Here is a 19,394-nt window from a genome sequence, read left to right on the forward strand (position 1 = left end):
TTCTCCGTTGCGGGTGAGTAGTGAGTCTGGGGATGTCTCTGTGCCGATTCGCATCAGAACAGTTTCATCACGCGCAGGGTGGTATGTAGATCTTCCTTAAAACCGCCATCGACGTTGAGGTCGCGCTGGAGCAGACCCTGTACCTGCACCGTGGGGGTGACGAATTTCGATAATTCCAGCCTGACCTGATCGACGCGCGTCGCCTGTCCGTTCTCGATACCGTCAAGCTGCTGTTTGCCGCCCCAGTATCGGGAATAACCGGCGGCCAGGGTCCAGCTCTTATCGGCGGGCGGCGTCCAGGTCACCCAGCCCTGAAACTGATAGGTGTTGTCCTGCTTGAGTCGACCGGTGCCGATGCCCGAGGCGTCGTCGTTGACGCCATACCACATCACGTCCGTGGAAAGTTGGGTGGCGAAACCGTTACCCAGCTGCTGCACGCCGCCGAGCTGAAGGTCGAACTTCCAGCGATTTTCACCGACGTTTAGCGTGCGTCCGGCGTCGTAGGAGCCCGCGGGGAGGTACAGGTAAGGCACAATGGCAAAGGTTGTGCTGGGGTTGTTGACCAGCCAGACCGGCGCGGCAAGGATGGGATCGCCCAGGCCGCTGGCTGAATCAAGTCGAACGCCGTTTAGTGAGCCATTGTAAAGGCGTCCGTAAGGCAGCAGCACTTGCGGCGCAACCGTAAAGCCACCGACGTCCATGTAGTGAACGTAACGAAAGATGCTGACGAAGGAGTCGAGCCCGGTCTCTTGCTTAAGTTCACCGCCCCCGGTGGGGGTGAAGCTATCTCTCGTCGCGTAGGTGAAATATCCCAGAACGGCATCGGTGCCGGCGGGGGCGGGAATGAGGTCCTGCGAATTGAGATCGACCGCATGGGCCGGGCCGGTTGCCAGCCACAGTGTGCAGGCGGCCAGGCTGGTGCGAAACGTAGCGTTACTGAAAGTCATGACGTTCCCCCTCTTGTCTGATGTCGTGTTATGTCCGGAGCACGGTGTGGCCGGAAGACCTTACGCTTACTGATACTAGGGAGAAATTTGCGGCGTACTTGCTTCAGCAGGACAGTCGTTTGGCTGGAAGGGACATTCGGTTGCGGGCCTGCCCCTCGTCGTGTGATGGTCCGCCATAGTGCAGACGCCGCACGTTTAGGGTGCGGTTCCACGTTTTGTCGTTCCGCTATTCGACGCCCTATATGCCAGCAGAAAAGGGGGGGCGCGGATTTTCAGTGATAGTTCCCGGTAACTTAGCGCCGATCGGCGTAACTGAAAGAGGGTGTATTAGCTCGTTGGCATGATAGTTGCTGTCTGCGGAAACGTTTCTGTCGTTTTGGCGGAATACCCGGCGCGAGGTGAATGATGATGAATAGCATGCAGTCTGCGGGCAGTCTCCACTATTCAACCGTTGGCGTTACCGAGTCGCGCCGCTTCGAGTACTGGAACGACGTAGTGTTACGCCACTGTATTCCAGCCGCCAGCGCCCCTCTGGCTGGGGTCGACTTTGATGCGCGGCTGACGGTACGTGGAGTGGGTCTGGTGGATATGTGTTCACTGTCCGCGCCGCTACACCGCTGGGATCGCACGGCACGTTATTTGCGCCAGGGCCCCGACGACGATCTGTGGTTGGGGTATATGCAGGATGGATACGGTCAGCTTGAACAGGGGGGACGCAAGGCGACGCTGGCAGCGGACAGTCTGGTGCTATACGATGCCGCCCAGACATTCCGCTTCAGTCTTGGCGGGCGCGATAATCATCTGGTGCGGATCCCCCGCCATTTGCTGAGCTGTCATTTACCTGGGGTCGAACACCTCACCGCGATGGTGCTCGACGACCGCCGCCCGGGCGTGATCCCATTGCGCGAAATGCTGCGTCAGGCGGCAGCGATGCCCGCCTGTCTGGACACAGCGGATATCTCCGGCCGCTTCTCCCAGACGTTGCTGGATCTACTGGTACTGAGCCTGGAGTTACAGGACCTGAACAACGTTGGTGTTGAGCGCGATCTGTATTCCCGGATGATGAACTACATCCGGCGGCAACTTGTCGATCCCGATTTGAACATCGAAAGCCTGGCACGGGCGCACCACGTATCCGTTCGCACCGTCACGCGTGCTTTCGCCCGCCATAAAAAAACGCCGATGGCAGTGATTTGGCAGGAGAGGCTGCAGGCGAGCCGAGAGGCTATCGAACGCGGACGAGTCAGTAGCGTGTCCCAGGCGGCGCTGGATTTCGGCTTCTCTGATTTCTCTCATTTCAGCCATGCCTTCCGCAAAGCCTTCGGCATTTCTCCTCGTTCTCTGCTGCCGAAGAAGCAGTAAAATTAGGTCTCCTGTTATCCACACGTTGCGGCAGCAGGTGGATGACACGATGGAGCAAGTTCTTTGTCTTGCAGCGAATAACCTGGCAGACCCCTGAGGCGAGGATACGACGGCACGCTACTCATTTTTCACGAGTCTCGCCTGAAGACGTCATTCTCAGGTGTAACAACAGGCTAAACGATGCCGGTAAAACGGTCAGTGTAACCAGCGTGGCAACCAGTAGTCCCCCGATAATCGCATAGGCCATCGGTCCCCAGAATACCTGATGAGAGATGGGGATCATTCCCAGAATGGCGGCACAGGCAGTCAGGCAGATGGGGCGCGCACGATGCTCTGCGGCCGCAATAATGGCGGCATCGCTTGCCATTCCCTGAGCAAGATTGCTGTCAACCTCGCTAATCAGTATGACGGCGTTACGAATGATCATGCCAGCGAGCGCAATCACGCCAAGAAGAGCGACAAATCCCATTGGTGTTCCGCCAGGCAACATAGCCAGCACGATACCCGGTAAACCAAACGGGGCCATCAGTATAGCCAACGCCATACGGGAATAGTTGCGCAACTGGAGCATCAACAGCAAGAGCATGATGACCAGTGTCACCGGCAGAATCGCATAGACCGAACTATTACCTTTTTCAGACTCAGCAACCGCGCCCCCTTCTTCAATGCTGTAGCCTTCAGGCAGTTCCGCGCGCAACCTGTCTACCGCAGGTCGCAACGCTGCGGATACTGCTTCGGCGCGAAGTCCCGGGGCGAGGTCAGTTTGCACGGTGATGAAAGGCAAACGCTGTCGACGCCAGATAACCGGATCATCCACGCCCCAGACTGGCGTGGCAAAGGCGCTGAGGGGGATTTGTTTACCGTCATTCCCCTGAATAGTCAGCGAAGAGAAGGTGGCAAGGTTAAGACGCTCATTGTCCCTGGCCCGGAGCACCACATCGACAAGGCGGTCATTATCGCGAACCGACGTGACTATACTGCCGGACCAGACGGTATTGAGCATCCGGGCCAGACTTTCTGACGACACGCCCGCAGCCCGGGCTGCGGTCTGATTGACCTTGAGGGTAATGACTCTCTCCGGTTCGCCTGCCGTCTGATTAACCTCGCGAGAGGAGGGGGACCGGCCAATGACATCGCTCAGGCGGTTCGCGATCGACCTGACTTTCAGATAATCTGGCCCACTCACCCGGTATTTTACTGGCCAGCCGACGGGGGGCCCAAGTTCCAGGGGCGATACGCGCGTGATGATGTCGCTAAAGCCCGTAGCCAGTATCCTGTTTAACTGTCGATGAAGACGATCCCGCGCTTTAAGATCTTTAGCCACCACCACCATCTGGGCGATATTTTCATTTGCCAGAAGCACATCCATAGGCAGGTAAAAACGGATCGCTCCCGACCCAACGTATGTCGAAAAGCGCTCAACGTCGCGGTTGCCTGCCAGGGCCTTCTCCAGCTTTTCAGCCGTATTTTGCGTTTCCGACTGCGAGGCATTTGCCGGTAGCGTCAGGCTTACCAGCAATTCTGGCCTGTCGGAGGCGGGGAAAAACTCCCCCTGCATAAAGGTTGTTCCGTAAACGGACAGACCAAGCGCAATGAGAGCAAGACACACGGTGGCGAAGCGGTGACGCAACGCCTTGCGCAGTAGCCACTGGTATCCGCGGGCCATCCGTCCAGGACCTTTCGCCTTCTGTCTGATGTTATCAGATAACAGCCACGTCCCGGTTAACGGTGAAAACAGGATCGCGACAACCCATGAGCACAGCAGGGCGATGAGCACCACGGCAAACAGGGAAAAGCAATATTCACCGGCGCTGGACGCAGCAAATCCCACGGGAATAAACCCGGCAATCATCACAAGGGTGCCCGTCAGCATCGGAAATGCGGTCGTTTTAAAAGCCCGGGTCGCCGCCTGCCGGCGGGAATCCCCGGCTTCCAGACCAGAGACCATGGTTTCCACGGTGATCATGGCGTCATCGACCAGCAGACCCAGCGCGATAATCAATGCGCCGAGAGAAATACGCTGCAGACCTATTCCTGCCAGCATCATTCCCGTAAAGGTCATGGCCAGAACCAGTGGAATGGCCGCAGCCACTACCAGTCCGGCTCGTAAACCCAGCGAGACAAACGAAACGGCCAGGACGATCGCCACGGCTTCGATAAGCACCCGGATAAACCCGCTTACGGCGTCGCTGACCACCGCTGATTGATCGGCAACCTTGACCATCTCAATACCGTGCGGCAGCGTGACGCTGATGGCATGCATTTTTGCATTCAGCGCGGCGCCGAAACGCAGCATATTACCGGTCGGCGCCATCGAGATAGCCAGCCCGATGGCGGGTTTGCCGTTGACCCGGTAAACCGGCTGGGGAGGCTCGGCGTTTTCCCGACTAACGGTGGCAATATCCGTCAGAGGAAGGTAACGATCGTTAATATGCAGCGTGACGGCACGTAAGCTCGCTTCAGAAGTCAGTTCCCCGCTGACCTTTATCGCCATATTTTCCTGTCCGGTGCGGATCATACCTGCCGGGACAACCGCATTTTGTGCTCTGAGGGCATCCGCTACCTGCTGGATGTTCAACCCCATACCTGCCAGACGCGCTGGAGAAAAAGAGAGGACTATCTGTTCCTGCTGCTCACCCAGCAGGCTGGTTTTTCCGATATCCGGTAACGACATGAGTTCCCGGCGGATTGTCTCAACACGGTCCCGGACCTCCCGCAGGGTATAGCCCTCAGGTATAAAGCCATAGATCGTACCGTACGTGTCATCAAACTCGTCGTCGACGGCGGGGCCCTGAACGCCTTCTGGCAAAGAGGGGGCAATATCCTGCATTTTCTTACGTACCTGATACCAGATATCCGGCACCTTTTGCGGCGGGGTATCGTCACGAAGATTGACATGAATAACGGAGCTCCCGGCGCGGGTCTCACTTTCGAGATAATCAAGCCAGGGGGTTTCCTGCAGCTTTTTTTCCAGCGTATCGGTCAGCAGTCGGGTGGTATCCGTTACGGATGCCCCGGGCCATTGCGCAGAAACAACGGCCGTTTTAATCGTAAACGCCGGATCTTCGTTACGTGGCAGGTTCTCATAACAGAACGCGCCCATAGCAATGATCAGCAGCATGAAGAAACTGACCATCTGCTGATGATTTAGCGCCCAGGAGGAGAGGTTAAATTTCTCATTCAATACGGGTTTCATGATTCGCACTCCCCGGCAATCACCGGCTCGCCGGAGCGTAATTTACTCACGCCGGCGGTAATCACCCGGTCGCCTGGTTCAAGGCCGCCGGAGATAATGACCGTGGTGGCGGTATAGTATGCTGGTACCACCACGCGAAGCTGCGCCTGCGACTGTGGGTTAATCACATAAACCGCCGGTTTGTCGTCGACGCGGCTCAGCGCTGAAGCGGGAAGGGCGTATCCATGCGGACCCGTTGCGGGTAACGTGACGGTGACGCTGGCGCCCAGCGCCATTGCCAGCGGTGGGTTTTGCAGGGTAGCCCTGACGCGCCATGTGCGGGTCTGAGGATCGGCCTGCGGGCTAATATCTCTTACCGCGGCGGACGCTTGCACCGACGGGTCGCTGAGGAGGGAAACTCGCAAGCCAGCCTGTTCCTGTGGCGGGATCGCCTCGGGTTTAGCGATATCAAACACCACATCGCGGGCTTCACCGGTCGCCAGCGTCAACACCGACTGACCACCATTGACCACCTGACCCGCAGAGGCGCTTACTTCGGTGATCACGCCGCTTCGCGGCGCAATCAGACGCGTCCAGCCAAGGCTTTCCCGGGCATTACGCAACGCGGACTCGCTGTTTTTTAAACGCGCGCGGGCGACAAGCCAGTCTGCGCGGGCGGTATCGAGCTGCATGCGGGCAATCGCGCCTGTTGGCATTAGCTTTTGCATTCGGTTGACGTTAAGTGCAGCAACCTGAGCAGAGGCTTTGGCTCCTTCATAATCAGCCTGTGCGCCATCGAGCTGATTCTGACTGGTTGTATTTTCAAGCGTGGCCAGCAGTTGCCCTGCATTGACCCGATCGCCAATATCGACGCTACGCGTCACTATCCGGCCGCCGGTACGAAAGCTCAGAATCGTTTCATCGTGCGCATGGATCTCTCCGGTTCTTTCCAGCGCGGGAAGGGTTTGCGCTGAGCCAACAACAACGTAGCGCACCGTTCGCACAGGATCAGTCGTATTACCCTGGTTGTCCCCGCATCCGGGCAGCAGAAAAATCACTACCGAAAGAATGGTCAGGGGGAGAAAGTGCAGCCAGGAAAGGGTGCGCGCCACGTCGTACAAATGGTGCAGACTGTGGCGGAGGGAGAGTAAAAATTCATCTGACATAACGCCGCTCCATAAAGGTGATGGCGTTATTAAATGCGCGCTTAGTCGAGAAAGATTCGACGTTTCGTCAAGGTATTATCAAGAGCGGCTATTTTCCATCTCAGACGACGTCCAGGGTAACAAAAGGGTGACTGCGAGTCCGCCGGTTTTAGGTAACGACGCGCTGATACTGCCACCATGGGCCTGACAAATCGCGCGAGCAATCGACAAACCGAGACCGCTGCCGCCGGAGTGGCGGGCACGCGACTGCTCCTCCCGGCTAAAACGGTTGAACATTTCCGGCAGGAACTGGGAGGATACCCCCGGACCGTCATCGCGAAATTCGAGGCAATATTGCCCGCTGGCGTAGTGCAGCGTGACATCAAGATAACCGCCATCACGCCCGTAACGGAGGGCATTTTCCATAAGAATGGTGAAAACCTGGCCCATACGGAACGTATCGCCTTTGAAGGGACACGCCTGAGAATGATGAAGCCTGATTGTAAAACGATGTGCATCAGCCTGGGGCATGATCCATGTCGCCCGTTCTTTAAGCAGCTCATCCAGACGAAAGGGTTCGTTTTCCAGCACCAAATTCCCGGCATCAGACAGCGAGAGCAGATGAAGTTCATCGGTCAGGCGATTCAGGTGCTGAAGCTGTTTCATTACCATTGCCAGTTGTTCCGGGCTGGCATCAAACACACCATCCAGCATGCCCTGCAAACGTCCGATAGCGGCAGTCAGGGGGGAGCGAAGCTCATGCGCCATGGCCACATGAGAGGTACGTAACTCTTTTTCATAGCGGGCCAGTTTCCCCGTCATGGCATTAAAGTCACTGGCAAAGCTGACCATTTCAGCCGGCGCATTCCTGATGAGCTCAGCCTGGCGGCCAAATTGCCCTTCGGCGACGTCCTTTGCCGCATCACGCAGTCGGCTGAACTGCAGCGCCAGTGGCCTGGCGTATCTCAATCCCATCACCACAATAAAAGGGATCATGACCAGGACCAGTAACGCCACGGTGACCCAGTCCGCCGAGGCGATGGATGGGGTTGAATAACTCAACCCCCACCAGGTATCGACGATTTGATGGAAGCGCGCCGGGTTCGCCTGCGGGTTCTGGCTGAGCGCAAGAAACTCTTGTCGGACCGATGCCGGCATTCTGCCTATGTTCCAGTAATTCTGCACCGCATAACGTAGCCACATACAGGTCGCAATGACAATTACGCTTCCGATGGCCAGCGCTAATATACGTGCGCAAATCCAGCGCCACAGGGAGGAGTAGCGGGTTTTTGTCATGGTTGTCTGAACCTGTAGCCTACGCCGCGAACGTTAACCAGCACGCCGGAAATACCCGCCGCCTCGAGTTTTTTACGCAGGTTATAAATATGGGTATCCACCACGCGCTCCAGGGCTTCACTTTCCGGCAAACAGTTCTCCAGTAAATGCTGGCGGGAAAAAGGACGTGAAGGAGAGCGCATAAGCGTGGTCAGTAGTGAAAATTCGGTTGGGGTCAGATCCAACGTGCGCGGTGTGGTGTCCCCGTCGACAATGCTCGCCACGATGGCCGTAACATTCACTTCAAGCGATTGCCAGCGAAGGATCTCTTCCTTTGTTTCTGTTTGATTGCTGCGGCGCAGTACCGCCTGCACCCGAGCCACAACTTCTCCCGGATGGTAAGGCTTAACAACATAATCATCAGCGCCATAGCGCAAGGCGCCAATACGATCGGGAGTATCTCCCATGGCGGTCACCATGATCACCGGAACATCATTTTTACGGCGCAGGCCAGCCAGGACTTCGGTGCCGTTAAGCCCCGGAAGCATCACATCCAGCAGGATCAGATCGGGTTTCCACCGGTGCGCCATATCCAGCCCGGAAAGACCGTCTCCGGTAATGACGACATCGTAATTTTCACGGCGTAAATAGGCTTCGAGCACGCCAGCCGCATCGGCGTCATCTTCAATAATCAGCACTCTTCTGGACAACATCCATTCACCTTGACCGTTTCTTAACACTATCCCGACGATTCATTGATTTTGCCAAATCATACTGCGCCAACATTTTGTGGCGGCTCCTGCCTCAGGAGAAGCCGGCGTCTGTGAGGAGAACAGTATGATAGCGATAAAAAAAGCCCTGTATATGACCGTACCGCTTTTGACGGCCATGACATCCTGCGTACAAGCAAATGATGACACTTCCTCCGGCACCTTCACCATTGGGCTGGGAGGCCACTGCACTCCGCGATATTCAGGTTCAGACAAGCAGGTATGGCAGGTGGTTCCTGTACTTCAGGGGCGTAACGGCGCATTTTTTATTGATACGCAGAAAGGGGTGGGATATGACCTGCAGAACGCCAGCGGCTGGTACTTCGAACATACGCTGGGATACGATCTGGGAAGGGCGGATAAAAACGCCAGCTGGCGGGCAGGGGCAAATAATCTGAAAGGGATGGGAGACATTGACGCCTCCCTGAACACGGCCCTTGCCGTCGGCTGGCAGGCGCTTTCGTGGCTCAGTGTTGAAGGTAAAGCGACGCTGCCTTTAACGGACAGCCAGGGGGTAAGCTACCAGGCATCCTTGACGTTGCTCCCTGTACAAACTGACCATGACACGGTCGCCTTTCAGACGGCGGCCCTGTTTGGCGACAACCGTTACCTGAATACCTGGTATGGGGTGGATCCGCAGCAGAGCCAGCGCTCAGGTTATAGCCGCTATTCAGCACCGGGGGGATTTTATGGCATAGACAACAGTCTGACCTGGAGTCACCAGTTTGATGCCCACTGGGGCACGCTCCTGAGCGCTGACTATACCTGGCTTGGGGAGCATGCAAATGAGAGCCCGATCGTGTTACGACGTAACGAGGCGGCACTGACAGCTGCTGTCATCTGGACATTTTAGGGCGGAGAAAGCGCGGCGTGCGGTTTGTCGGGTTAGCATTGAGTGGGTCGCCATTGTTTGGCAGAAACGGAACCAGAAGCGAGACATGAGGTTAACGGCGCCGGAAGACCTTGTGCGGTCCTCGTGTCACCGGCGTGCGTTCGGCTAAAGAACCCAACGACGGTCGAGAGCGCCACATGCGTGCTGGAGGAGTTTATGCCAAAACGCCATAGCTGGTCCGCCGGGAGGTTTTCGTATACGTCGTTCACGGTCGGCATCAGAGTCCCCTGAGTGAGAGCGGCACGTGATGGAAGGGGCCATATCCAAACGTGTCAGCAGCCGCTGAATGACAAGATGGTGTTTATGGATTTCATGGGGAAGAGTTGGCGCTATGGGGGGATTACGCGCCCTGATATCATATTTAACATAATATACATTATGCGCACTCATATTATGGTGGCTAAGTTGTAAGGTTTTCTCCTGGATAAGTTACTCGTAGATTCAGCATCGATAGATTCTGATGACGGCTCATGCGGCGGAGTTTTTTGCTTTGGATAAAGTTAACCGACTCAAAGTTATTAGGACGTTATCGTTCGGCGTCTGACTACACTTGATGGCCACACAGCGCCTGAGCATATCTGACAGCCTGTGCCGATGCCTTCTGTCGCGTTACCGTGAATCTGGCCCGCTGGGTATGGCTAGCCGTCGTCGTTGAAAACCCAGCAATAACCAACGACCTGATGGTCTTGCCCGGTACGTACTCAATATTATCCGCTTGAGATATCTGACAGACACTGCCGACGGTTGTTGGAGCGCTATCGTGAACATGGGCCGCTTTCACTTGTTAACCGTCGTCGTAGCCAGCCTGGCAACCGGCAACTGAGAACGTGTACTGCGTACTATCCGCGAACATTACGCTGATTTTGGTCCGACAGTACGCCAGCTGATGACACCGACTGGTTTAGGGAACCCTGGCAAATTACGGCCGCGCGTACATCAATCTCGCCTGCGTCGGGCCTGTACCACAGAGCGCATCCAAATTGATGTCTGCGGGCATCACGGGTTCGAGTGATCGTAATACGCTTATCGCCCTCCTCCATTTGTCAATATGTGTGCTTTCTGTTGACCTAATTTGACAATTGGTGACCAGGCAGTAATTATCATGTTAATTACTGACCAGGCAGCTATCATGAATACCCCAATCGACTCTTCCCATAAAAACCTGCATCTGGGTTTGCTGTTCCATCTGGCAAACCAGTTTAAGGACCTGCTTATCGGCCATTACTTTGCCGACAGCGGCATTACCGCACCGCAATTTAAGGTATTGATTAATATATTTAAAGGTAACACCAGCCCGGCAGAAATCTGCAAGAGCCTGCAGATGGATACCGGGGCAATGAGCCGTATGGTTGCACGTATGGTGAAGAACGACCTGGTCGAGCGCCGCCCGAATCCGCACGACAAGCGCCAGGTGATCCTGGCCCTGACGGCAAAAGGTCAGACGCTGTGCAATACGTTTCAGAATGAAGCACTGAATACCATCCTCGCGGACTTAACGGCGCGTCTGACGCCCGAAGAATCCCGGCAGCTCGCAGATATTCTTATCAAAATGCTGCCCGATGAATTCACGGCCCCCCATCGCTAATTAAGGTCACCGGTTATGTCTATGGAAAATAACGCGCCTCCCTCTGACAAGCGCCCAGGCAAGCGTACAAGAAACTTCGCCATTTTATTACTGATCCTGATCCTCGCGGCAGGAGGCTGTCTGGCCTGGTATCTGCTTTACGCCCGCTATTACGAGAGCACCGACGATGCTTACGTCAACGGAAATCAGGTCACCCTGACACCGCAAATCACCGGTACCGTGACTCAGGTGACCGTGGATGAAGGCGATTATGTCGAAAAAGGCCAGCCCCTGGTTCTGCTGGACCCAAGCGATACCGCCATCGCCCTGCAGCAGGCTGAAGCCAATCTCGCCAGCACAGTGCGTCAGGTGCGTGGCCTCTACAGCACCGCCGACAACTACCGTGCACAAGTAGCTGCCAAAAAAGTAGCCCTGCAAACAGCGAAAAGTGACTATGTGCGCCGGGAAAAAATTGTCAGTTCCGGTGCCATTGCGGTGGAAGATCTGGCGCACTACCGTGATGCCGTGACCAGCGCGCAAAGCGATTTACTGGCTGCCGAGCAAGCGCTCAAAACCAATCAGGCGATGGTTGATGACACCGTGGTGGATAACCATCCTGAAGTCAAAACCGCCGTTGCGACGCTGCGCCAACGCTATCTCGATAACTCCCGCAGCACCATTGTTGCGCCCGTCAGTGGTTACGTCGCTAAACGTGCTGTGCAGCTCGGGATGCGTGTCACCTCCGGCACCACGCTGCTTGCCATCGTGCCGCTGAATGAAGTGTGGGTGGATGCCAACTTTAAAGAGAGCCAAATGCAGGACATGCGCATTGGGCAAAAAGTAGAGCTGAATGCGGATCTCTATGGCGATAACGTGAAATATCACGGCACCATCGAAAGTCTCGGCATTGGTACCGGTAGCGCATTCTCACTGTTGCCAGCCCAGAACGCCAGCGGCAACTGGATCAAAATCGTCCAACGCCTGCCGGTACGCATCAAGCTTGATCCACATGACATGCAGAAGCATCCGCTGCGTGTGGGTCTGTCGATGAACGCTGAGGTGGATATCCGCAATCAAGGTGGTCACCTTCTGCCACAAAAAACCGTCGAACAGCCGCGATTCCGTACCGATGTGTATGAAACGCCAATGGAAGCAGCCGATAAACTGGTGGCGAAAATCCTTCATGACAACACCAGCGCTGTAGCCCAGCGCTAAGAGAGAAGCTATGTCAGAGCCGAAGGCAGCCTTTACGCCCCCCAGCCTGTTCCTGGCGACGCTTGCCCTGTCGCTGGCGACCTTTATGCAGGTGCTGGACTCCACCATCGCCAACGTGGCGCTGCCGACTATCTCCGGCAACCTGGGCGTTAGCGCCGATCAGGGGACATGGGTTATCACCTCTTTTGCGGTGTGTAACGCTATTGCTCTACCGTTGACAGGCTGGTTTACCCGCCGATTCGGGCAGTTGCGGTTGTTTATCGCCTCGGTGATGTTCTTTACCCTGACGTCATTTCTGTGCGGCTTCGCCCACAGCATGACGGAGCTCATCATCTTCCGTGCGTTGCAGGGCTTTTTCGCCGGGCCGATGTTCCCGATGTGTCAGACGCTGTTGCTGGTTATCTTCCCGCCGATGAAACGCAGCATGGCGCTGGCGCTGCTGTCGATGGTGACCGTGGTGGCGCCTATCGTGGGGCCCATCACCGGCGGCTGGCTTACCGATAACTACTCCTGGCCGTGGATCTTCTACATCAACGTGCCGATTGGGATTTTCGCCTCCATCGTGGTCTGGTCGCAGCTGCGCATGCGTGAAGAAACAACGCAGTCATCGCCTGTCGACTATATTGGCATCGCGCTGTTGGTGCTTGGCGTGGGCCTGCTGCAGGTGGTGCTGGATAAGGGCAACGACGAAGACTGGTTCTCTTCTACGCCCATTATCGTGATGTCTATTGTCTCGGCGATCAGCCTGATTTGCTTTGTGATATGGGAGCTGGACGAACGTCACCCGATTGTGAACCTGCGGCTGTTCAAAGACCGCAACTTCGCCATCGGCACGTTGGCGCTGATGCTGGGCTATGCCGCGTTCTTTGCCATCAACATTATTCTGCCGCAGTGGTTGCAGACCCAGATGGGCTACACGGCTATCTGGGCCGGTCTCGCCGCTGCGCCGATGGGCTTCTTACCACTGGTGCTGACGCCAGTCATCGGACGTTACGCCACCAAAGTGGATTTACGAATTTTATGCTCAGTGTCATTCCTGACAATGGGGGCATCCTGTCTGATGCGCGCGCAGTTCAATACTGACGTGGATTTCCGCACCATCGCCAGCGTGCAGATGTTTATGGGGATTGGCGTGGCCTTCTTCTTCATGCCGCTGACCACCATTGTGCTGTCGAATCTGCACGGTAACGAAGTGGCGGAAGGCTCAGGACTGGCCACGTTCTTTCGCGTACTCGGCGGCTCCTTTGCCTCATCGTTAACCACATGGATCTGGCAGCGACGTGAAGTTTTCCACCACGCGAATCTGACCGAGAGCGTGACACAGTACAACCCAGCGGCTATGGATTACGTAAATAAGATGGGTGGCCCGACGCAGCAGCATCTTGCGATGATTGACCAGGTGGTTACCCAGCAGGCCTACATGATGTCGACAATCGACTATTTCTGGGTGCTCGGCTGGGGCTTTATGGCGCTGATTATCATTATCTGGTTCACCCGCCCGCCGTTCGTGAAATCGGGTATGCCAGGCGCCCCCGCAACAGGTCACTAAACTGAAATTCACACAGGCAAACTTCGCTGAACGAGCACTGCGTACGGATGGCTCTATCGAGCGCCGGGCCAGTGGCTCTTCCCTGCCCTATATCACGCAAGACCGCCTGGAATGGGCTCTGGAGATGATAAGAGCGTTGAATAACATTGACCCCATTTCTGATAACGGTGTTTAACGTTTACTGCTCAGTTATATCGCAACGGCGTCTGCCCAACAGCTGATAACAATTGTCGAGTCCACGGGTGGCGTGGCGCCCGAAAAATTTGATCCACACTGCCGCTTTCGACTACCTCGCCGTCTTTCATCACTGCAATACGATGACTCATATGCTGCACCACGCCCAGATCATGAGAGATAAACAGCATTGACAGATGCAAACGGCGTTGCAGCGCTACCAGCAAATCCAACACTTGCGCCTGGGTGGTGACATCCAGCGCCGACACCGGCTCGTCGCAAATCAGAATATCCGGCTCGCAGGCCAGGGCCTGGGCGATGGCGATACGTTGCCGCTGCCCACCGGAAAGCGTGGCCGGACGTCGCGTCAGCAGATCAGGACTTAAACCAACCAGCGCCAGCAACGCCTGCGCACGTGACAACCGGTCCGCGGCTGTGAGCGTCGTATGCAGGCGCAGAGGCTGTTGCAGCAATTGCGCCACGTTATATTGCGGATTAAATGAACCCAGCGGATCCTGCACAATCGTCTGGATACGCGACCGCAACGGCTGCCGCTGACGTTCTGTCAGCCTGCTCCATGGTTGCCCAGCGAGAAGGATCTCGCCCTGTTGCGGTGCCTGCAGCGCCAGCGCCAGTTTGCCTAGCGTGGTCTTCCCGCTACCGGATTCGCCCACAATGCCCAGCGTTTCGCCCTGCGCGACCTCTAACGTCACCTGATTGACGGCCTGCAAGCGACGGCCATCCGGCAGAACATACGCCAGTGATACGTTATCGGCAGCCAGCACGGGTGTGGTGCTGTCAGTACTGATGTTCTCCCGCACTACCGTTTGACCCAGCGGATCGTTTCCTGTTAACCACGTCCCACGCGTACCGGCAGAGGGAATGGCCGCCAGCAGACGGCGGGTATAAGGGTGTTGCGGCGCATGCAGCACCTGTCGCACCTTGCCGCTCTCCACTGCTTTGCCCTGCCGCATCACCACCACACGGTCGGCAATATCCGCCACCACCGATAAATCATGGGTGATCAGCAGCACGCCATGCCCGGCATCCGCCAGGGCCCTGAATACATTCAAAACTTGTTTTTGTACGGTGGCGTCCAGCGCGGTAGTAGGTTCATCGGCAATGAGTAATCGCGGCCCCGCCGCCAGCGCCGACGCGATGAGCGCTCGTTGGCGCAAGCCACCGGAGAGTTCATGTGCGTACTGCGCCATCCGGTTATGCGGATCGGGGATGCCGGTTTGCGTTAACAGCTCCGCCACGCGTTCGCGAACTGCCGCCCCCCGTTCCAGGCGGTGCGTCAACAACGGCTCCGCGACTTCCTGACCAATCCGGCGCAGCGGGTCAAGCGAGGTCAGTGCATCCTGCAAAACAAAACCAATTTCGCGCCCGCGTAGTTGCTGCCAACGGCGGGCATCGCACGCCAGTAAATTCTGCGACAGGCCATCGTGACCCTGCAATATCAGGGACTCGGCGCGAACAGCCGCCCCTGCCCCCGCCAGCCCGACTAGCGTCCGGGCCGTGACGGATTTACCCGAACCGGACTCGCCTACCAAAGCCAGGACTTCACCGGCATGCACGTCAAACGATAAGGCGTTAACCGCCTCAATCAGCCCCTGCGGCGAGGGGAAGCTGACGCTCAGTTGCGCCACCTGTAACAGCGGTTGCTGGAAGGTCTCTGAAGTCATGCGATCCCGCCTTTGGCAATAAGGGTTTGAACACGTCGGCCCAGCAGCGTAATGGCAATCACCGACAGCGCGACAACGCTGGCGGGCAGCAGGCTGACCCATGGGGCGCTATCGAGAAAATTACGTCCCTCAGAGAGCAATGCGCCCCACTCCGCCGTCGGCGGAGTCACCCCAAGTCCAAGGAAACTGAGGGCCGAGGCGGATAATATGGAATATCCTATCCCCACCGTTGCCAGTACCAGCAGCGGGCGCAGCGTATTGGGCACAATATGGCGCAAAATAATCACCATTGGCGGCTCTCCCAACGCCACCGCATGCTGCACATACCCCGATAACCTGACCTGCAACACTTGCGCGCGCACCAGCCTGGCATAGCCAGCAATGCCGGCCAGTCCGACCGCCAGCAGGGTATTCTCTGGCCCACGCCCCAACACCGTGATAGCCAGCAGCGCCAACAGCAAATCGGGGAACGCCAGCATAATGTCCAGTAGCCGTACGAGTAACTGCCGTACCGCCCTGGGCGCAAGACCTGCCAGTGTCCCCAGCACAATACCGCCCGCGCTGGCAATCAGGGTCGCGCCGACCCCAATGCTCAGCGACAGCGAGGTGCCATACACCACGCGGGTAAACACATCACGCCCCAACTGGTCAGTACCGAACCAGTGTCTGAGGTCCGGCGGCTGCAAAATCGCGCTGAAATCCATCTGTTCGGGGGTGTACGGCGTGAATAGCGATGGAAAAAACACCGCCACCACGAGCAGTAGCACCAGTAACAACGGAATGCTGGTACCCGGCGCCAGCCACGGGTTACGATAGCGCCCCCCGTCGCGGCGGGCCACCCGCAGTAAAAGATCACTCATCAGCATGCCCTCGCAGACGTAGACGGGGATCGATCAGTAAATAAAGGGTATCAATCAGCAGGTTAATCACCACAAACAACAGCGCGGAGAACATCACCACCCCCAGCACCAGGGGCATGTCGCGGTTCTCAATCGCACCGAGAGTGATTTGCCCCAGCCCCGCCCGACCAAACACCGTTTCGGTCAGAATTGAGCCGCCTAATACGCTGGCCAGCAGCGTCCCCGTCAGCGTCGACATCGCCAGCGAGGCATGGCGCAACGCATGCCGTAAGCGCAGCGCAGTTTCACTCACCCCACGCGTACGCACGGTCATGGCGAACGGCTGCGAAAGCGCCTCCTCCAGCCCATCACGCAGCACCTGGCTGAGTGTCGCAGCCAGCGGCAGGCTGAGCGTCACCACCGGCAGCACAAGGGCGATCCAGCCATCGTTACCGGTCACCGGAAACCATTGCAGTTTGAAACTGAAGATGCTCAACAACACGATGCCGATCCAGTACACCGGTGTGCTAAGCAGCATCAGCTCCAACCCGGCAAGCAGAGACCGCAGACGCGGATGACGTCCGGCTGTCAGTAATGCGTTAAATACCGCCAGTACCAGCGCCAGCGCCAGGGCGCTGACGGCCAGCGGCACCGTCTCTTTCAACGCTGCGCTAATCACCTGCACAACAGGCTGGCGATACTGGTAACTCACGCCAAGGTTGCCCGTCAGCGCCTCGCCACAGTAGCGCAAATATTGCCACCACAGTGGCTTATCCAGGCCGAACTGGCGGGTCAGCGTCTCGCGAAAACTATCATCCACAACGCTGTTGGCGCTGCCTATCAGTATCGCCACAGGATCGCCGGGGATCAGTTTTACCGCAACAAAGGTCAGCGTTGCCGCGCCCCACAGCACGGCGAAAATGGTCAGCAGGCGCTTGCCTGCTGCCAGCAGCTTAGCGTTGGATCCAGACATCATAGAAATTCGGCTTCGCGTTCGTGGCCCAGCTAATGCCCTGCACCTGTTTGGCTTTCCCTAACTGATATGCCGGGATGTAAATTGGCACCGCCCAGGCCTGATCGATAATCTGGTGCTGGATGGCATAGTAGATGCGTTTACGCTCGGCTTCGCTGGCACCGACAGCGGTTTCCAGTTGGCTATCCAGCGCTTTAACGCGGCTGAAGTTGTTCCCCTTCGGCGGAATATAATTGGAGTGAAAAACGGTACGCAGGATGTCCGGCTCCGGGCGAACAAAATAGTTCGAGATAATGTCGTACTGGTTAGCCGCCGTGCGGCTGCTGAGAATGCCTGAATCCACCGGATCGAGTTTCAGTTCAAAACCGGCTTGTTTTACCTGGTATTGAATTGCCTGGAACAGCGTCACGTCAGCGGCTTCGACATCGTTTGAAGAGTAGGTAAATTGCACAGTAAGGCGTTTACCCTCCTTGACCCGGTAGCCTTCGCTATCGGTTTGCTGCCAGCCGGCTTCATCCAGAAGACGGCGGGCTTTTTGCAGATCAAACCCCCACTGGCTGGCAATGGCCGGATCGTAATCCAGCGTAGCGGGTCCAAGAATATTGTCGGCAGGTTTCAGGATGCCAAAGAACGCGGCTTTAACGGCAGTAGTGCGATCGATGGCGCTCTGGAAGGCCTGCCGCACTTTCAGGTCGCTGAAGATCCCTGTGTCGCTATTCAAATAAAGGACGCGTGGAACGCCAGGGTTTTCCCTGGTGATCACATCCAGCTTCGGGTTATTTTTTACCTGCGCATAATTCACCGGCGGAATGGCATCGATCACCTGTACCTGCCCGCTATTCAGCGCGCCAAGCCGCACCGCTGACTCCGGCAGGTACTTAAATTCGATCTTATCCAGCCATGCCGGGCCTTTATGGGTGGCATAGCCCGGGCCCCAGTTGTAATCGGCGCGCTTGCTGAGTTTACTCCCGCTGCCTTTGACAAACGATTCGAGGATAAAGGGACCAGAACCGACCACGGTATTGCTGGTATTCGCCGTTTTCTGCAGATAAGTCGGTGACTGAATACCGAGATACGGCAAGCTCAGCCCCTGCAGCAGCGGTGCGAAAGGCGTTTTATAGCGGATCACCACGGTGTACTCATCTGGCGTAGTGATCGCGTCAATCGGCCCCAACAACGATTTGGAGTAACTGGAGGTGGTTTTCGGATCGAGTATGCGTTCAAAGTTATATTTTACCGCCGCAGCATCCAGTTTCGTGCCATCACTAAAAGTCACATCCTTGCGAAGATGGAAGGTGTATTCGCGGTTATTGTTTTTAATTTCCCAGCGTTCCGCCAGCCATGGTGTAAAGCTGTTATCTTCCGCCTGGCCGACCAAAGAATCCACCACGTTACGCGTAACCAGAGCGGTGACGGAATAAGCGGTAATAGAGGGGTCAATAATCGGGGTATCGCTGCCCAACGCGACCGTCAGCACACCACCCGCGACAGGTTTATCCTGCGCGTGAGTGGTGAAGCTGGCAGTAAGCGTTAGCGCGGAAAGCAGACTGATGCGCAATAAACTGTTCTGTGAATAAATGCTTCGTTTCATCCCTTTTCCTTGGCCTGGTTTTTGTTAAATATCTGGCAATTAAAGTCCATTGTAGGGGGAGAGCCGCCGTCGAGTAACGATGGATAATTTATATCTATTTCTGAAAATAGCTTTTACTTCAGGGGGAAGAAAAGAAAAAAGAGAACCCCGAGCTACAGGCTCCAAATAAAATAATATAAACTCTCTACCGCCATTATTTCTCTCAAAAGAGTCAGAAGGCAGCCAAATTACCCCTCCG

The 19,394-nt window shown here is 56.4% G+C and carries 14 protein-coding genes and 1 pseudogene; 6 read left to right on the plus strand and 9 right to left on the minus strand.

From position 1 onward, the window contains the following. Positions 1 to 53: 53 nt before the first annotated feature. Positions 54 to 947 (minus strand): transporter, encoded by an 894-nt coding sequence (locus SPE70_RS12975; RefSeq protein ID WP_064170232.1) that lies wholly within the window; start codon positions 945 to 947, stop codon positions 54 to 56. A gap of 408 nt (positions 948 to 1,355) precedes the next feature. Between SPE70_RS12975 and SPE70_RS12980 the strand changes: the two genes are divergently transcribed. Beyond that, positions 1,356 to 2,309, plus strand: a complete 954-nt coding sequence (locus SPE70_RS12980; protein WP_044643250.1) for an AraC family transcriptional regulator — start codon at positions 1,356 to 1,358, stop codon at positions 2,307 to 2,309. A 121-nt stretch (positions 2,310 to 2,430) separates the two neighbouring features. Here the strand turns inward: SPE70_RS12980 and SPE70_RS12985 are convergent, their stop codons facing one another. From SPE70_RS12985 to SPE70_RS13000, 4 genes are all read right to left on the minus strand, one after another. After that, entirely contained in the window at positions 2,431 to 5,505 is a 3,075-nt protein-coding gene (locus SPE70_RS12985; protein ID WP_064170233.1) for an efflux RND transporter permease subunit, read from the minus strand. Beyond that, complete coding sequence (locus tag SPE70_RS12990) at positions 5,502 to 6,650, minus strand: efflux RND transporter periplasmic adaptor subunit (RefSeq protein ID WP_064170234.1); 1,149 nt, start codon at positions 6,648 to 6,650, stop codon at positions 5,502 to 5,504. The genes SPE70_RS12985 and SPE70_RS12990 overlap by 4 nt, the downstream gene beginning before the upstream one ends. A 78-nt stretch (positions 6,651 to 6,728) precedes the next feature. Further along, positions 6,729 to 7,925 carry a sensor histidine kinase gene (locus SPE70_RS12995; RefSeq protein ID WP_047666567.1) on the minus strand — a complete coding sequence of 399 codons (1,197 nt, stop codon included), beginning with the start codon at positions 7,923 to 7,925 and terminating at the stop codon, positions 6,729 to 6,731. Beyond that, positions 7,922 to 8,617: a response regulator gene (locus SPE70_RS13000; protein ID WP_022064721.1), complete on the minus strand. Its 696-nt coding sequence runs from the start codon at positions 8,615 to 8,617 to the stop codon at positions 7,922 to 7,924. The genes SPE70_RS12995 and SPE70_RS13000 overlap by 4 nt, the downstream gene beginning before the upstream one ends. A gap of 124 nt (positions 8,618 to 8,741) precedes the next feature. Between SPE70_RS13000 and SPE70_RS13005 the strand changes: the two genes are divergently transcribed. The 5 genes and pseudogenes from SPE70_RS13005 (at position 8,742) to SPE70_RS13020 (ending at position 13,894) form a co-directional block, all read left to right on the plus strand. Next, positions 8,742 to 9,527 (plus strand): MipA/OmpV family protein, encoded by a 786-nt coding sequence (locus SPE70_RS13005; protein WP_064170235.1) that lies wholly within the window; start codon positions 8,742 to 8,744, stop codon positions 9,525 to 9,527. A 499-nt stretch (positions 9,528 to 10,026) separates the two neighbouring features. Continuing rightward, positions 10,027 to 10,290: pseudogene (locus SPE70_RS26430) on the plus strand (ISNCY family transposase); the annotation flags it as partial. Between the two features lie 405 nt (positions 10,291 to 10,695). Continuing rightward, positions 10,696 to 11,151, plus strand: a complete 456-nt coding sequence (locus tag SPE70_RS13010) for a MarR family winged helix-turn-helix transcriptional regulator (protein WP_008804876.1) — start codon at positions 10,696 to 10,698, stop codon at positions 11,149 to 11,151. A 15-nt stretch (positions 11,152 to 11,166) separates the two neighbouring features. Continuing rightward, positions 11,167 to 12,345 carry an efflux RND transporter periplasmic adaptor subunit gene (locus SPE70_RS13015; RefSeq protein ID WP_177330479.1) on the plus strand — a complete coding sequence of 393 codons (1,179 nt, stop codon included), beginning with the start codon at positions 11,167 to 11,169 and terminating at the stop codon, positions 12,343 to 12,345. Between the two features lie 10 nt (positions 12,346 to 12,355). After that, positions 12,356 to 13,894 carry a DHA2 family efflux MFS transporter permease subunit gene (locus SPE70_RS13020; RefSeq protein WP_008804874.1) on the plus strand — a complete coding sequence of 513 codons (1,539 nt, stop codon included), beginning with the start codon at positions 12,356 to 12,358 and terminating at the stop codon, positions 13,892 to 13,894. A 185-nt stretch (positions 13,895 to 14,079) separates the two neighbouring features. On the opposite strand, the gene SPE70_RS13025 is transcribed toward SPE70_RS13020, so the two are convergent. From SPE70_RS13025 to SPE70_RS13040, 4 genes are read right to left on the minus strand one after another with little or no spacing between them, the layout of a single operon-like run. Beyond that, positions 14,080 to 15,753, minus strand: a complete 1,674-nt coding sequence (locus SPE70_RS13025) for a dipeptide ABC transporter ATP-binding protein (protein ID WP_064170236.1) — start codon at positions 15,751 to 15,753, stop codon at positions 14,080 to 14,082. Next, a complete protein-coding gene (locus SPE70_RS13030; RefSeq protein ID WP_012968221.1) occupies positions 15,750 to 16,613 on the minus strand; it encodes an ABC transporter permease in 864 nt (287 codons plus the stop codon). Before SPE70_RS13030 ends, SPE70_RS13025 begins: the two co-directional genes overlap by 4 nt. Next, a complete protein-coding gene (locus SPE70_RS13035; RefSeq protein WP_064170237.1) occupies positions 16,606 to 17,568 on the minus strand; it encodes an ABC transporter permease in 963 nt (320 codons plus the stop codon). The genes SPE70_RS13030 and SPE70_RS13035 overlap by 8 nt, the downstream gene beginning before the upstream one ends. Then, positions 17,546 to 19,156, minus strand: a complete 1,611-nt coding sequence (locus tag SPE70_RS13040) for an ABC transporter substrate-binding protein (RefSeq protein WP_016161042.1) — start codon at positions 19,154 to 19,156, stop codon at positions 17,546 to 17,548. The genes SPE70_RS13035 and SPE70_RS13040 overlap by 23 nt, the downstream gene beginning before the upstream one ends. Positions 19,157 to 19,394 lie beyond the last annotated feature (238 nt).

The organism is Klebsiella sp. ZJOU C1 (assembly GCF_035620215.1).
Classification (GTDB): Bacteria; Pseudomonadota; Gammaproteobacteria; order Enterobacterales; family Enterobacteriaceae; genus Klebsiella; species Klebsiella variicola.